This is a genomic window from Collinsella tanakaei, assembly GCF_016900375.1.
In the GTDB taxonomy this organism is placed as follows: domain Bacteria; phylum Actinomycetota; class Coriobacteriia; order Coriobacteriales; family Coriobacteriaceae; genus Collinsella.
In genome coordinates this window covers 288,962-303,113 of record NZ_JACJKB010000001.1, presented here as the reverse complement: position 1 = coordinate 303,113, position 14,152 = coordinate 288,962, and the positions used below count along the sequence as shown (strand labels likewise).

General features: G+C 66.0%; 12 protein-coding genes. 11 read left to right on the top strand and 1 reads right to left on the bottom strand.

What is annotated here, in order from left to right; all coding sequences use genetic code 11:
- Positions 1–334: 334 nt before the first annotated feature.
- Positions 335–598, bottom strand: a complete 264-nt coding sequence (gene rpsT, locus H6A16_RS01355) for a 30S ribosomal protein S20 (protein ID WP_204615457.1) — start codon at positions 596–598, stop codon at positions 335–337.
- Positions 599–796: 198 nt separating this feature from the next.
- Between rpsT and lepA the strand changes: the two genes are divergently transcribed.
- From lepA to recO, 11 genes are all read left to right on the top strand, one after another.
- The gene (gene lepA / locus H6A16_RS01350; protein ID WP_204615455.1) at positions 797–2,605 is read left to right on the top strand and encodes a translation elongation factor 4; all 1,809 of its coding nucleotides are present in this window, start codon (positions 797–799) and stop codon (positions 2,603–2,605) included.
- A 104-nt stretch (positions 2,606–2,709) separates the two neighbouring features.
- Complete coding sequence (dusB, locus tag H6A16_RS01345; RefSeq protein ID WP_342589698.1) at positions 2,710–3,741, top strand: tRNA dihydrouridine synthase DusB; 1,032 nt, start codon at positions 2,710–2,712, stop codon at positions 3,739–3,741.
- A 902-nt stretch (positions 3,742–4,643) separates the two neighbouring features.
- Complete coding sequence (gene hemW / locus H6A16_RS01340) at positions 4,644–5,843, top strand: radical SAM family heme chaperone HemW (RefSeq protein ID WP_342589697.1); 1,200 nt, start codon at positions 4,644–4,646, stop codon at positions 5,841–5,843.
- 561 nt (positions 5,844–6,404) lie between these two features.
- The gene (locus H6A16_RS01335) at positions 6,405–7,502 is read left to right on the top strand and encodes a DnaJ domain-containing protein (RefSeq protein ID WP_204615453.1); all 1,098 of its coding nucleotides are present in this window, start codon (positions 6,405–6,407) and stop codon (positions 7,500–7,502) included.
- A gap of 129 nt (positions 7,503–7,631) precedes the next feature.
- Positions 7,632–8,780: a molecular chaperone DnaJ gene (dnaJ, locus tag H6A16_RS01330; protein WP_204615451.1), complete on the top strand. Its 1,149-nt coding sequence runs from the start codon at positions 7,632–7,634 to the stop codon at positions 8,778–8,780.
- Positions 8,781–8,784: 4 nt separating this feature from the next.
- Positions 8,785–10,065 (top strand): MiaB/RimO family radical SAM methylthiotransferase, encoded by a 1,281-nt coding sequence (locus H6A16_RS01325; protein ID WP_204615449.1) that lies wholly within the window; start codon positions 8,785–8,787, stop codon positions 10,063–10,065.
- Positions 10,066–10,093: 28 nt separating this feature from the next.
- Positions 10,094–11,098 carry a PhoH family protein gene (locus H6A16_RS01320; RefSeq protein WP_204615447.1) on the top strand — a complete coding sequence of 335 codons (1,005 nt, stop codon included), beginning with the start codon at positions 10,094–10,096 and terminating at the stop codon, positions 11,096–11,098.
- Entirely contained in the window at positions 11,079–11,591 is a 513-nt protein-coding gene (ybeY, locus tag H6A16_RS01315; protein ID WP_204615446.1) for an rRNA maturation RNase YbeY, read from the top strand. The genes H6A16_RS01320 and ybeY overlap by 20 nt, the downstream gene beginning before the upstream one ends.
- 12 nt (positions 11,592–11,603) lie before the next feature.
- A complete protein-coding gene (locus H6A16_RS01310; RefSeq protein ID WP_204615445.1) occupies positions 11,604–11,984 on the top strand; it encodes a diacylglycerol kinase family protein in 381 nt (126 codons plus the stop codon).
- A gap of 12 nt (positions 11,985–11,996) precedes the next feature.
- The gene (era, locus tag H6A16_RS01305) at positions 11,997–13,088 is read left to right on the top strand and encodes a GTPase Era (RefSeq protein WP_428830070.1); all 1,092 of its coding nucleotides are present in this window, start codon (positions 11,997–11,999) and stop codon (positions 13,086–13,088) included.
- 56 nt (positions 13,089–13,144) lie between these two features.
- A complete protein-coding gene (gene recO / locus H6A16_RS01300) occupies positions 13,145–13,897 on the top strand; it encodes a DNA repair protein RecO (RefSeq protein WP_204615488.1) in 753 nt (250 codons plus the stop codon).
- The last annotated feature ends 255 nt before the right edge of the window (positions 13,898–14,152 follow it).

Sequence of the window (14,152 nt, the reverse complement as noted above, 5' to 3'; positions counted from 1 at the left end):
CGAGGCCGTTGGGAGGCCACTCGAGTCTCTTTTTATGGGCAGCGGCATCACCGCCACGCCCGCCGCCAAGACTTCGGCCGAGGCCCCCAGCCGTAGCAACGAAATGCGCAGCCGGAGAGGCCACGCGCGGATATTAGAATGCCGAACGTGCGTCGAGCAGACACGCCCTCAGGCGGCGGACCACCCGGGTGAAGATAGGTAGGCCCGACCGGTCGCGGTGGCTCCGCGGGCGGTCGGGCCGGTTTTGCCTCTTGACAATGTTCAGCTCATATTAGAAAGGACCCCGCTGGCGAAAGCGGGGTCCTTTGCAATCAACGTTGTACCGTTGGGGGTGTTACTCCATGGAGTTGACCAGGTGCTGCACCCCGGACTTGCGGTTGGCAGCCTGGTTCTTGTGGATGACGCCCTTGGCGACAGCTTTGTCGAGCGCACGGTTGGCGCGGGTGGCCGCGGCGGAGGCGGCAGCCTTGTCGCCGGACTCGACGGCGGCGTGCACGTGCTTGATCAGGGTCTTGAGCTCGGAGCGAATCGCCTTGTTGCGGACGCGGGCCACCTCGGCGGTGCGGATACGCTTCTTCTGAGACTTGATGTTTGCCACTTGCAGAGTTCCTTTCGAATGTTTCTAAAAGCCTAAAACGCTCGGCCTCTGAGACACGGTTGAGGTCACAACTTGGGGAGTATAGCACGCATACGCTGGGAAGAGAAGACGGGAAGCTGTGGAATAGCCGTGATGCTCACGATATGTGCACGAGTGCGCACGCACGCCTGAGCAGCCGCATCGGTTATGATAGGCCACATGAATACGCAAGATACTTCACACATCAGGAACTTCTCCATCATCGCGCATATCGACCACGGCAAGTCGACGATCTCGGACCGCATCCTCGAGCTCACGCACACCGTGGAGGAGCGCGACATGGAGTCGCAGCTGCTCGACTCGATGGACATCGAGCGCGAGCGCGGCATCACCATCAAGAGCAACGCCGTTCGCGTGATGTACACGGCCGACGACGGTGAGGAATACCAGTTCAACCTCATCGACACCCCGGGCCATGTGGACTTCACCTACGAGGTGTCGCGCTCCCTTGCCGCCTGCGAGGGCGCGGTACTCGTGGTCGATGCCACCCAGGGCGTAGAGGCGCAGACCGTCTCGAATGCCAATCTCGCCATGAACGCGAACCTGGACATCGTGCCGGCCATCAACAAGATCGACCTGCCCTCGGCCCATCCCGATGAGGTCAAGGTCGAGATCGAGGACGAGCTCGCCATCCCCGCCGACGACGCCGTGTGCGTGTCGGGCAAGACGGGCGAGGGCATCCACGATCTGCTCGAGGCCATCGTGTTCCTCGTCTCGCCGCCCTCAGGCGATGCTGCGGCGCCGCTCAAGGCCCTCATCCTCGACTCCTACTTCGACGAGTACCGCGGCGTCGTGGCCACGGTGCGCGTGTTTGACGGCTCCATCAAGAAGGGCGACACGCTCACCATGATGCAGACCGGCGAGAACTTCCTTGTGGACGGCGTGGGCATAAAGCGCCCTGCCGAGCTGCTGGTGGACGAGCTCGCGGTGGGCGAGGTCGGCTTCGTGGTGACGGGCCTCAAGGACCCCGGCGCCGTGCACGTGGGCGACACGCTGACGTTTCGCGACCGCCCCTGCCCCGAGCCCCTGCCCGGCTACCGCGAGGCGAAGCCGATGGTCTACACGGGTCTGTTCCCGATCGACAACAAGGACTACGAGAACCTGCGCGACGCCCTCGAGAAGCTGCGCGTAAACGATCCCTCGCTCACGTGGAGCCCCGAGACCTCCGTGGCGCTGGGCTTCGGCTTCCGCGTGGGCTTCTTGGGCCTGCTGCACATGGAGGTCGTGAAGGAGCGCCTCGAGCGCGAGTTCGACCTTGACCTCATCGCGACGAGCCCCAGCGTGGACTACCACGTGTACAAGACCGACGGCACCATGCTCGATGTGCGCAGCCCGCAGGACCTGCCCGACGTGACGCGCATCGACCACATCGAGGAGCCCTACCTGGCCGCCAAGGTCATCGTACCGCCCGAGTACACGGGCGCGGTCATGCAGCTTTCCATCGAGCACCGCGCGACGATGACCGACATGATCCACCTGTCCGAGAAGTCGGTCGAGATGCATTTCGACATGCCGCTCGCCGAGCTCATCCTGGACTTCTTCGACCAGCTCAAGAGCCGCACGAAGGGCTATGCAAGCCTGGACTACGAGTTTGCCGACTACCGGACGAGCGACCTCGTGAAGCTCGACATCCTGCTGTCGGGCGACGACGTGGACGCGCTGTCGTTCATCGTGCACAAGGACAAGGCGTACCCGCTTGCGCGCGGCCTGTGCGACAAGCTGAAGGAGATCATCCCACGCCAGCAGTTCGAGGTGCCCATCCAGGGCGCGATCGGCAACAAGATCATCGCCCGCTCGACGGTTAAGGCCGTGCGCAAGGACGTGCTCGCCAAGTGCTACGGCGGCGACATCTCGCGTAAGCGCAAGCTGCTCGAGAAGCAGAAGGAAGGCAAGAAGCGCATGAAGGCCATCGGCAGCGTCGATGTGCCGCAGGAGGCGTTCCTCGCCATCCTAAAGGTTGACGATTGATGACAGTTAGGACGGGGCCCAGTGTCATGCTTTTGCCGCGCGCCTCGCGTGCCGGGCAAAAGCGTGACAGCTGACCTTGTCCTAACTGTCATGGAAGGTATGACGTGGGGATTTCCAACGGATCGGAGCTGCTGCGGGCGGCCTATGCCGAGCAGCCGTTTCTGCTGGCGCCGATGGCCGGCGTGACCGATGCGGCGTATCGCATCATGTGCCGCCGCCGGGGCGCGCAGATGGCGTATTCCGAGATGGTGAGCGTGGCCGGCCTGGCCTACGCGAGCAACAAGACCTGGCGGCTCGTGCTGCCCGAGGACGAGGAGCCGCAGATCTGCGTGCAGCTGTTCGGGTCTAAGCCCGAGCAGTTCGCGAGCGCGGTCGATGCCGTCCAGGAGCGCGTGGGCGATAAGCTCAGCCTGATCGACATCAACATGGCGTGCCCGGCGCGCAAGGTCATCACCAAGGGCGAGGGTTCGGCCCTCATGGAGACCCCTGAGCTCGCGGCCGATATCGTACGCGCGGCGGTTTCGCGCGCCGAGGTGCCCGTGACCGTCAAGATGCGCATCGCCTTCCGCACCGGGGAGCGCACCGCTCCCGAGCTGGCGCGCCGCCTCGAGGACGCGGGCGCGGCGGCGGTGGCGGTGCACGGCCGCACCGCCAAGCAGCTGTATACCGGATCTGCCGACTGGTCGATCATCGACGAGGTCGCGCGCGCCGTGGACGTGCCCGTCGTGGGCTCGGGCGACGTGTTTTCCGCCGAGGACGCAGCGCGCATGCTGCGCGAGACGGCGGCGTCTGCCGTGTTCATCGCCCGCGGCACTTACGGCAACCCTTGGGTGTTTGACGATGCCCGCGCGCTCGCGATGGACGGCACGCCGGTGCCCCAGCGCAGCGCCCATGAGCGCCTGGAGGCCCTTCGCGAGCACCTGGGTCTCGTCAACCGTTACCTGCCCTTCATGGCGCGCGCCCGCACGTTTGCCACCTGGTACCTCAAGGGCATGCCGCACGCCGCCGCCTGGCGCGGCCGCGTGGTCAAGTGCACGAGCTCCGAGGACTTCATGGCGCTGGTGGACGAGATCGAGGCCGATGTGGCCGCGTGCGAGGAGATTCTGGCCGCCGGCGGGTCTCTGCCGCCACTGTAAAAAGTACCCCACCCTTATTTCGCATGTCGCATAAGCCGCCTTGCCAAAACTTGGCGGTTTGGTTTGTTTTTTAGCACCGGGCCCGTATCGGCACCCTTTTGACCTCGGTGTTCTTGCAGGTCTAGAGGTTGCTTATGTAGACCCGTGCCAGAAAATCGATCCAAACCGCTTGGTTTTTGCACAGCACCCCCGTGTGTGAAAACGGCGCATACGCCCGAATGCAAAGGGTGCAAAACACCGAATGGGTAGGGCGTACAATCCCGAACGGCAAGGATGTAAAATCCCGAACGGCCAACAAAGCCCCTGGTAGCCAGCGATGATACGGCATGCAATCCCAAACGGCAGTGTGGGAATAATCGCCCTAGTCAGCAGGCCTGCTGATAATCCAGAACACACGTTCGTATATTGGGTATACTGACGGTATCGAGCGGGCGGTGCCCTCCGAGTCTCGCAGGGAGAAAGGAGGGATCCCGTTGGTGAAGCTTACTGAGCTGCTTCTCGCAGCCGCGATCCTTATCGCGTTTGTCGTCGTCTTGATCCTCGTGGTCTAGCGACCCTTTCGGTGGGTGAGCCCTAAAACGGGAACAACCGCCTTGGCCGAGGCGGTTGTCCTGCGTGGGTAAACCCACCACTTCAATTGTCTTGCAGGAGGGCTTTAAACCTTCTGCTCGTACTGAGTATACCCAAACGCAGCCCTGCGTGGCGTGGGTATTTTTCAGGGCACGGGGCGCCTGAGCACGGCGTTCACCACTCGTTACGAGATGTCTACGCTTGTAAGGGCGCCCCGAGCTGTCCCGAAAGATGGGCGATTCGGTCATCGCATCGGCAGCGCGTTTCTGTGGGAGAATGTCCATCGAATACCTAATCGCGACAGTCGGTCGTCAAGCGGACGGGGGATACCTGTGGTCGACGCGCTCTACATACATGTGCCGTTTTGCCATGCGAAGTGCCTGTACTGCGACTTCGATTCGCGCGCGTGCCGCGACCGAGCGGCCTACGAGACCTATGCGGCGTCGATGATCGCCTACTTGGGGCGCCTGGGGGATGTGGGCGCGCTGGCGTCCTGCCGCACCGCCTACATCGGCGGCGGCACCCCGAGCGTGCTGGGGGAGCGGCTCGTCGCGCTGGCGAGCGCGGTGCATATGGTCGCACCGGATCTGACGGAGTTCACCTGCGAGGCCAATCCCGAGTCCTTTTCGGGAAAGCTCGCACGCTCGCTTGCCCGGGCCGGGGTGACGCGCATCTCGCTTGGCGTTCAGAGCTTCGATGATGCGGAGCTGCGCGCGCTCGGTCGCCTTCATGCGGCCGACGGCGCACGTGCCGCGATCGCGGCGGCGCTCGACGCGGGCCTCGACGTGTCGTGCGACCTCATGTGTGGGATTCCCCTGCAGACGGAGGCGAGCTGGACCGCGACGCTGGACGCCGCCATCGCAACGGGCGTGGGGCACGTGTCGGTCTACCCGCTCACCATCGAGGATGGCACGCCGCTCGCGCGCAAGGTGGATGCCGGCGAGCTTCCCGAGCCCGATCCTGACTTCCAGGCATGGTGCATGGAGGAGGCCCGCCATCGGCTGACGGCTGCGGGCATGCACCCCTATGAGGTGGCGAGCTACGCGCGTCCCGGCAAGGAGTGCGCGCACAACATCGCGTACTGGACGGGGAGAAGCTACCTGGGCCTCGGTCGCTCGGCGGCGAGCATGCTCGACCGTGCGACCTACGATGCGCTGCGCGGGGACCTCGGTGCGCCTGAGGCCGCAGACGAGGCGGCGCGCATTCGCTTTGTGCAGACGACCGACGCGCTGCCCGGTGGTGGCGACGGAGCGCCCGCCTACGAGCTGGAGGAGCTGTCCGCCCGCGAGGCCGCGGCGGAGGACCTCATGCTCGGCATGCGCATGTCGCGCGGCGTGGGCGAGGGGATGCTCGCATACGCCCGGGAGGTCATCGGCACCGATACGCTCGATGCTGCGATCGATGAGGCTCTCTCCCGCGGCCTTGCCGTCTGGCGCGAGGTCGATGGGACCCGCCGCCTTGCACCAACCCACGACGGCTGGCTGCTTGGCAACGAGCTCTATGGCCTGTTCTGGGACCTTGCCGATCACTAGGCGTTTTCCCATCATGTGCGGCTGTAAGACTGCCCGCAGCAACCGGTCTTTGCAAAGACCCGGGGCTTTGGACTGGTTTATTTGCCTCGAGATCATATCTACATCGTTTCTACCTGCAGAAACACCAGGTCAGAAAGTTGCTTATCCGAACCCGGTCCCAAAAAACGGTCCAAAGTCCCGACTATTTGCAGGGCGGCCATGGCGAAGCACGGTATGCGGACCTGCTTTCGCGGTAGGCAAAACTAGACTTGTCCCAAAAGGGGCAAACTGTCTTCGGTGACCCCCATCTCCACAGAGGGCTTTCATTTCGGGGGCATGCAATTTCGGGGACAGGTCCCAAACTTTCACGCGTTGTGAGATGCCTGGAATTGAAAGCGCAGGCGCACATGAAAGTTCGGGACCTGTCCCCGAAATTGCATGCCCGCTGGGGCGTCCCAAGGCGCCTGCGTCTCGAAAGTGGACATCGGCATACGTGCAGGTAATGTGGGGTGCGAATAAAAGCGCTGCAGTTCGGTACAATAGGGCGGTTGCATAGACCCATTTGGGAGGTACCGTCGCCCCATGGCAACGATGAACGAGAAAGACTATTACGCGATCCTGGGCGTCTCTAAAGACGCCAGCGCCCGCGATATCCAGAAGGCGTTCCAGCAGAAGGCGCGCAAGCTCCATCCGGATGTCAACAAGGCTCCCGATGCTGAGGAGAAGTTCAAGGAGGTCTCCGAGGCCTACGCCGTGCTCTCCGACGAGCAGAAGCGCGCCCGCTACGACGCCATGCGCTCGGGCAACCCCTTCGCCGGCGCCACGGGCTCTGCCGGCTACGGCGGGGGCTACGCGGGCGGCTACGGCGGGGGATACGCCGGCTCGCCCTTCGGCGGCTTCCCGTTCGACATGGGCGGCTTCACCCAGCGCCGCCGCACCGCCTCGGCCTTCAACCCCGAGACGGGCGCCGACGTCGTGGTGGACGTCGAGCTCACGGCCGAGCAGGCCAAAAACGGCGCGCGCCGCGCGGTCAAGTACCGCCGCTACGAACCCTGCGACCACTGCCATGGCATGGGTTCGGTGTCCAGCGGCTCCGCCCACACCTGCCCCTCGTGCGGCGGAACCGGCACGGTGGAGGTCGATCTGAGCTTCCTGTTCGGCGCGGGCACGTTCCAGACGGTCTGCCCCGAATGCGCCGGCTCGGGCAAGGTCATCGCCGACCCCTGCCCCGACTGCGGCGGCTCGGGCCGCACGCCGGTCGTCACCGAGGCGGTCGTGGAGTTTCCCGCCGGCACGCACGATGGCGACACCATCCGCGTGAAGGCCATGGGCCACGCGGGCACGAACGGCGCCGAGGGCGGCGACCTCGTGGGCCGCGCGCACGTGGCGGCCGAGCGCCTGGAGGGGCCTGCGCGCAGCGGCTTCTACCTCGTCGGCTTCATTCTGCCGTTCTTGCTTCTTGCCGCCGTCTCCGGCGTGCTCTCGCTGTTCGCGGTGATCTGCATCGTGCCGCTCGTCATGGGCATCGCCATGATCGTTCGCTCCGACCTGCGCGGCCGCAGCGGCATCTGGTGGAAGCGCGGCCTCTCGCAGCTGGTGAACGGCTGCGCGAACGGCCTTCTGCTCGCCTTCATCTCGGTGAGCTTCGCCTCCTGCACGCGCGGCATGTTCATCATGTAGGCGGGCCGTAGAGGTCATCGCGGCCTTCGGGGGAATGGCCGTACGTCAAGTTGGGTATACCAGTTTCGGCCGTTTGCGACCGATGGAACATGCGGAATATCGCATTGATATAAGGGAAGGATGTCCGTCGTGGCGGAAAAGAGGGATTACTACGAGGTGCTGGGCGTCGATCGCGATGCCGACCAGCGCACAATCAAGCGCGCGTTTCTGAAGAAGGCGCGCGAGGTGCACCCCGACGTCTCCGACGACCCCAACGCCGAGGAGAAGTTCAAAGAGGTCAATGAGGCCTATTCGGTCCTGTCCGATGAGCAGAAGCGCGCCAACTACGACCGCTTCGGTACGGCCGACGGTCCCGGCATGGGCTCGGGCTACGTCGATTTCAGCGACATCTTCGGCGGCATGGGGATGGACGATATCTTCTCGTCGTTCTTCGGTGGTGGCGGCGCCTCCCGCGGCGGCGGCACGGCCCGCCGCACGCACGGGCGCGACATGGCCATCACCCTGACCGTCACGCTCGAGGAGGCCGCGCGCGGCTGCACGAAGACCATCAGCTATGATCGCTTGGCCACCTGCGAGGACTGCCACGGCACCGGCGCGGCCGACGGCGCGCAGGAGAAGCAGTGCCCGCGCTGCCACGGCACGGGTTTCGTCACCACGGTCCAGCGCTCCATCTTCGGCCAGGTGCAGTCGAGCTCGCCGTGCCCTGAGTGCCACGGCGACGGCACCGTCATCGACCATCCGTGCGAGATGTGCAGCGGCCAGGGCCGCACGCCCACGCACGAGAAGATCGACATCGAGGTTCCGGCGGGTATCGCCACCGGCCGCCAGCTGCGGGTCCGCGGCTACGGCGAGGCGGGCTTCCGCGGCGGCGAGGCGGGCGACCTCATCGTGACCATCCACGTGGCCGAGCACGAGCGCTTCCAGCGCAGCGGCGACGACCTGTACTGCACGGTCGACGTTCCCATGGCGAGCGCGGCGCTCGGCTGCACCGTCGAGGTCGAGGGCATCCTCGACGGCGAGACGGTGGAGGTCGAGGTTCCCGCCGGCACGCAGTTCGGCGACGCCATCACCGTCGACGGCCACGGCATGCCCCGCTCGGGCGCGCCCGGTACGCGCGGCCGCCTGATCGTGCGCGCCGCCGTGAGCGTGCCGCGCAAGATGAGCCCGGCTGCCCGCGAGGCGCTCGAGCGCTTCGCCCGCGAGATGGGCGAGACGACCGCACCGCGCAAGACCGTGGGCGACCGCATCCGCGACGCCATCGACGACATCCTCGAGTAGACGCATGGCAGAAGAACTCGCCCCCAAGGTATCCGTGGTCAACCTCGGCTGCCGCGTCAACCGCGTCGAGAGCGACCGCATGTCGTCCGACCTCTCCCGCATGGGCTTCGACCTCGTCGACGAGGCCGAAGCCGACCTAGTGGTCATCAACACCTGCGCCGTGACGGGGGAGGCCGAGGCCAAGACCCGCAAGGCCGTGCGCCACGCCCTGGGGCTGCCGCGCGCGCCCCGGGTGATCGCCACCGGCTGCGCGGTGAACCTCCATCCCGATGCCATCCGCGCCCTGTCCGAGCGCGTGGCTGTCGAGCCCCTGAAGACCGAGGTCGCCGCGCGCGCCGCCGCGATGCTCGGCTGGAGCGCCCCGGTCGTGCCCGACGGCATCGACTTCGAGGCCGTGACGGGCGGCCGCTGCCGCCTGGGCATCAAGGTCCAGGACGGCTGCAACAACCGCTGCACCTACTGCATCGTGTGGAAGGCGCGCGGCCCTGAGCGCTCGGTTCCCGTCGAGGACGTGCTCGCCCAGGTGCGCGCCGCAAGCGAGGCGGGCATTCCCGAGCTCGTGCTCACCGGCGTCAACCTGGGGGCCTACCGCGGCGAGGACGCGCACGGCGATGCGGTCGACATCGCCGGCCTCGTGGACGCCATCCTCGAGCGCACGGATATCGCGCACGTGCGCCTCTCCTCGGTGGAGCCCATGGACGTGTCGGAGGCGCTGCTGCAGCGCATGGCCGACCATCCCCGCCGCGTGGCGCCGTTCATCCACATTCCCATCCAGTCGGGCTGCACCGAGACGCTTGCGCGCATGGGGCGGCCCTATAGCGCAGACGAGCTTGAGGAGCTGGTTGCGCGCATGCGTGCGATCTGCCCGCAGGTTGCGCTTTCCGGCGACCTCATCGTGGGCTTTCCCGGCGAGACCGACGAGGAGTTCGAGGCCACGCGCGCGCTGGTCGCGCGCCTCGGCTTCGCGCGCCTGCATGTGTTTCGCTACAGCGCCCGCCCCGGTACGCTTGCGGCCGAGGCTCCCGATCAGGTTGCGCCCGAGGTCATGGCCACCCGCTCGGCGACGATCCGCGCGGATGTCGCCGAAAGCGCACGGCGCGACGCCGAGGCCCGCATCGGCACCGTCGAGCGCGCGGTCATCGAGTACCCGGGTCGCGGCACGCTCGGGTCGTTTCATCGCGTGATCGTGGACGACGCGGCGGACCTTCCGGTCGGCTCGCTCGTCGACGTTGCTATCATGTATGGTGACGAGGACGGCGTCCTGCACGGCCGCCTTGCCAACTAGAGCGTTCGCGTGCACGAGAAGGGGGACCATGGATTCAGCCAAGGTACGACTGTCCATTCCGGAGGGGCTCGACCCCGCGTCGATCACCGGGTCGGGCGATGCGGTGCTGCGCGCCGTCGAGGCCAAGACGAGCGCACGGGTGACCCTGCGCGGCGATGCCATCTCGCTTGCCGGCGCGCCCGATGAGGTCGAGCTGGTCACGCGCCTGTTCACAAACCTCATGCGCGATGCCTCAGCCGGTGTTCCCATCACGCCGGAGGACGCCACGCGCGCCCTCGACGCGCTGCGGATGTCGCGCGCCGACCTCTCGGCGCTCTCCGACGACATCCTGCTCACGTACCGCGGCCATGCCATCCGTCCGAAAACCCTCGGGCAGAAGCGCTACATCGACGCCATCCGGAACAACACCGTCACGTTCTGCATGGGGCCTGCCGGCACGGGCAAGACCTACCTTGCCATGGCCATCGCCGTGGCGGCGCTCAAGCGCCATGAGGTCGGCCGCATCGTGCTCACCCGACCGGTGGTCGAGGCGGGCGAGAACCTGGGCTTTCTGCCCGGCACCCTGCAGGAGAAGATCGACCCGTACGTGCGCCCGCTGTTCGACGCGCTGTTCGATATGACCGACATGGAGCGCGGCTACGCCCTCGTGGAGCAGGGCGTCATCGAGATCGCGCCGCTCGCCTACATGCGCGGCCGCACGCTGAACGACGCCATCGTCGTGCTCGACGAGGCGCAGAACACCACTCCCGAGCAGATGAAGATGTTCCTCACGCGCCTGGGCTTCAATTCCAAGTTCATCATCACGGGCGACACCACCCAGCGCGACCTGCCCGGCAGGCGCGGTGGCCTCACCGATATCGAGGAGATCCTCGCCGGTGTCGACGATGTCGCCTTCATTCACCTCGACCGTACCGACGTCGTGCGCCATGCGCTCGTGGGCCGGATCGTCGAGGCGTACGACGCTTACGAGGAGGCGCACGGCGCCGATGGCCGCGCGCGGAAGGGGGAGCGCCATGGGCGTGCTCATCAATAACGATGCCGAGCTCGATATGCTCATCGAGCCGTCAGAGATCGAGGACGCCGTGGCGATCACGCTCACGGTCGAGGGCGTGACCCGCCCCGTGGAGGTCTCGGTCTCCTTCGTGGACGATGAGGAGATGCGCGGCCTCAACCGCACCTGGCGCGAGATAGACGCGCCGACCGACGTGCTGTCGTTCGAGTGCGATTCGCCCTTTGACGAGGACATCCCCGACGACGAGTCCATCGAGCTCGGTGACGTGATCTTGGCCCCGGGCGTCATCGCCGCGCAGGCGGCCGACTTCGGGACGACTCCCGCCGAGGAGTGCCGCCTCATGCTCGTGCACGGCCTGCTGCACCTTCTGGGCTACGACCACCTGGACGACGAGGAGGCGGCTGCCATGGAGGCCCGCGAGGAGGCCATCCTGCGCGAGCTCGCCTGCCATCGCGGCGACGATCCCGATGCGGTGCGCATCGGCCCCACCACGCGCCATCATGGCGACGAGTAGGGGAGGCGCGCGATGATTCCCGGTTCGGAGAAGGACCATCCGTCGTTCATCCGCTCGTTCGGCTACGCCATCGAGGGCTTTGTGACCGCGGTGCGCACGGAGCGCAACATCAAGGTCATGCTCGCGCTGGGCATCGCCGCGGTGATCGCGGGCATCGTGCTCAAGATCGACCTGTTGAGCTGGTGTCTGGTTGCGCTCTGCATCGGCATGGTGCTGTTCGCCGAGCTGATCAACACCGCCGTCGAGGCCGTCGTGGACCTGGCGACGACCGAGTTCCATCCGCTTGCCAAGCGCGCGAAGGATATCGCGGCGGCGAGCGTCTACACCCTGTCCATCACCGCAGCGATCGTCGGGCTCATCGTGTTCGCCCGCGCGCTCGGATTCATCGCCTAGAAACGAGGAACCATGGCCGACCTGCATGCAGACGAGCGTCTGGAGCTCGAGGAAGAGGAGCTGGAGCTCGAGGACGACGAGCTCGAGGACGACATCGAGGAGATGGAGGAGTTCGACCCCTTTGCCGACCTGAGCGACGAGGAGCTCGACGCGCTCGTCGAGGCCGAAGGCGATGCCGGTGCAGCGTACGGCCTTGTGGCGGGCGACGCCCCTGCGGGCTTCCGCAGCGGTTTCGTGGCGCTCGTCGGGCGCCCCAACGCCGGCAAGTCGACCTTGCTGAACGCCTGCTTCGGCAGCAAGGTGGCCATCACCTCGCCTGTTGCCCAGACCACGCGCCGCCGCATGCGCGCGGTGGTGAACCGCGAGGGCTTCCAGCTCGTGTTCGTGGACACGCCGGGCATCCACAAGCCGAAGGACGGCCTGGGCTCCGAGCTCAACCGCTCCGCGCTCGCCGAGCTCGGCGACGTGGACGTCGTGGCGTTCACCATCGATGCGTCGGTGCCCATCGGGCGCGGTGACGAATGGGTGGCCGAGCGCGTGCGCGCCTCGCGCGCGGTGAAGATCCTCGTGCTCACGAAGGCCGACAAGGTCGACCAGGCGCGCATGCTCGAGCAGCTCGCCCGCGCCCGTGAGCTGGCGGACTTCGACGACGAGATCGTCGTGTCGTCGACGGAGGGCTTCAACGTCGAGCCGTTCATCGAGACGGTGGCGAACTATCTGCCCGAGGGTCCGCGCTGGTATCCCGAGGGCATGGATACCGATGCCGACGACGCCACGCAGGTGGCGGAGTTCGTGCGCGAGAAGGTGCTGCTGCGCACGCGTGAGGAGGTGCCCCATTCGGTGGGCGTCGTGTGCGATCATCTGGAGCGCACGAAGCGCCTGGCGCGCATCCACGCGACGGTGTATGTCGAGCGCGAGGGCCAGAAGGGCATTCTCATCGGCAAGCGCGGCGAGATGATCAAGCATATCGGAACCGACGCGCGCCACGACCTCGAGCGGCTGTTCGGCACCAAGGTGTACCTGGAGCTTGACGTGCGCGTGCGTCCGGGTTGGCGCGATGACATCAACGCCATCCGCGCGATGGGCTACGCGTTCGAGGAGTAGCGGGTTCGGAATGCGATGGGCGGGGGCGTGTGCCCCCGTCTGCATAAGGAGGAGCTCTGGCGGGGTCGAAGACATATCGGACGCGGGCCGTCGTGCTCGATAAGGTCAAGCTCAAGGAGACCGACCTGATCGTCACGCTGCTCTCCGAGGGCGGGCGGCAGATTCGCGCGGTGGCAAAGGGCGCGCGCAAGCCCGGGTCGCGCCTGGCGGTGCGTTGCGAGCTGTTCTGCACGGCCGACCTGCTGCTGGCGCGCGGTCGAAATCTCGATATCGTGTCGCAGGCTGAGCTTCTGGCAGCACCGCTCGGTGCCGCGCCGACGTATGAGCGGATGTGCGCCGCGAGCGCCGTGGCGGAGGTCGCGAAGCTCTGCAGCTTCGAGGACGCCGAGGACCCCTTCGTCTTCGCCATCACCGAGCGGGCGCTTGCCCTGTGCGGAGACGACGCCTGCGATGCCGTGCACCTCGACGTGATCGTGGCGGCATATATCTTCAAGCTGCTGTCCCATACGGGCTACCGGCCCGACCTCTTCTCGTGCGTGCTGTGCGGCGATGCCGCGCTGAGCTACTTCTCCGCGTCGGCAGGTGGCCTTCTGTGCGCATCGTGCGCCTCGTCGGTGCCCGGTGCCGAGGAGGTCTCGCCTGCAAACGTCGGCTGGCTGCGCTCGCTTCTGGCCCTGCGCTTCGACGAGCTCATGGGGACACCGATCGATGCGATGCAGGCGACCTACCTTTTGGCCCTGGCGCACCTCTGGGCAGCCACCCACCTCGACGCTCGCCTGCGCGCCCTCGAATTCATGCTCGGCCGCTAGTCTGGCACCATTGGGGACGTAGCCAGCAGAGGCCAGATCGCCCTCGGTGCTCCAGAGAGCAGCGAGGGCGATCTGGCCTCTGCTGGCTACGTCCCCAATGGTGCCAGGCAGGGTGGTGGGAAATGTCCCAAAACATCTCCGTCCTGAAAGTGGACAATGAGAAAACATTATCAGGCTGTTGGATTTCGGTGCACTCCACTTGGATAAAGTATTTGCTATGGCAATACTACATGAATACTACGTAACTTCTATTCT

Bases quoted from the DNA above. Each gene is read 5' to 3' on its own strand.
- H6A16_RS01325 (WP_204615449.1), top strand. From the start codon at position 8,785: ATGGCAGAAGAACTCGCCCCCAAGGTATCCGTGGTCAACCTCGGCTGC.
- H6A16_RS01310 (WP_204615445.1), top strand. From the start codon at position 11,604: ATGATTCCCGGTTCGGAGAAGGACCATCCGTCGTTCATCCGCTCGTTC.
- ybeY (WP_204615446.1), top strand. From the start codon at position 11,079: ATGGGCGTGCTCATCAATAACGATGCCGAGCTCGATATGCTCATCGAG.
- H6A16_RS01335 (WP_204615453.1), top strand. From the start codon at position 6,405: ATGGCAACGATGAACGAGAAAGACTATTACGCGATCCTGGGCGTCTCT.
- era (WP_428830070.1), top strand. From the start codon at position 11,997: ATGGCCGACCTGCATGCAGACGAGCGTCTGGAGCTCGAGGAAGAGGAG.
- H6A16_RS01320 (WP_204615447.1), top strand. From the start codon at position 10,094: ATGGATTCAGCCAAGGTACGACTGTCCATTCCGGAGGGGCTCGACCCC.
- lepA (WP_204615455.1), top strand. From the start codon at position 797: ATGAATACGCAAGATACTTCACACATCAGGAACTTCTCCATCATCGCG.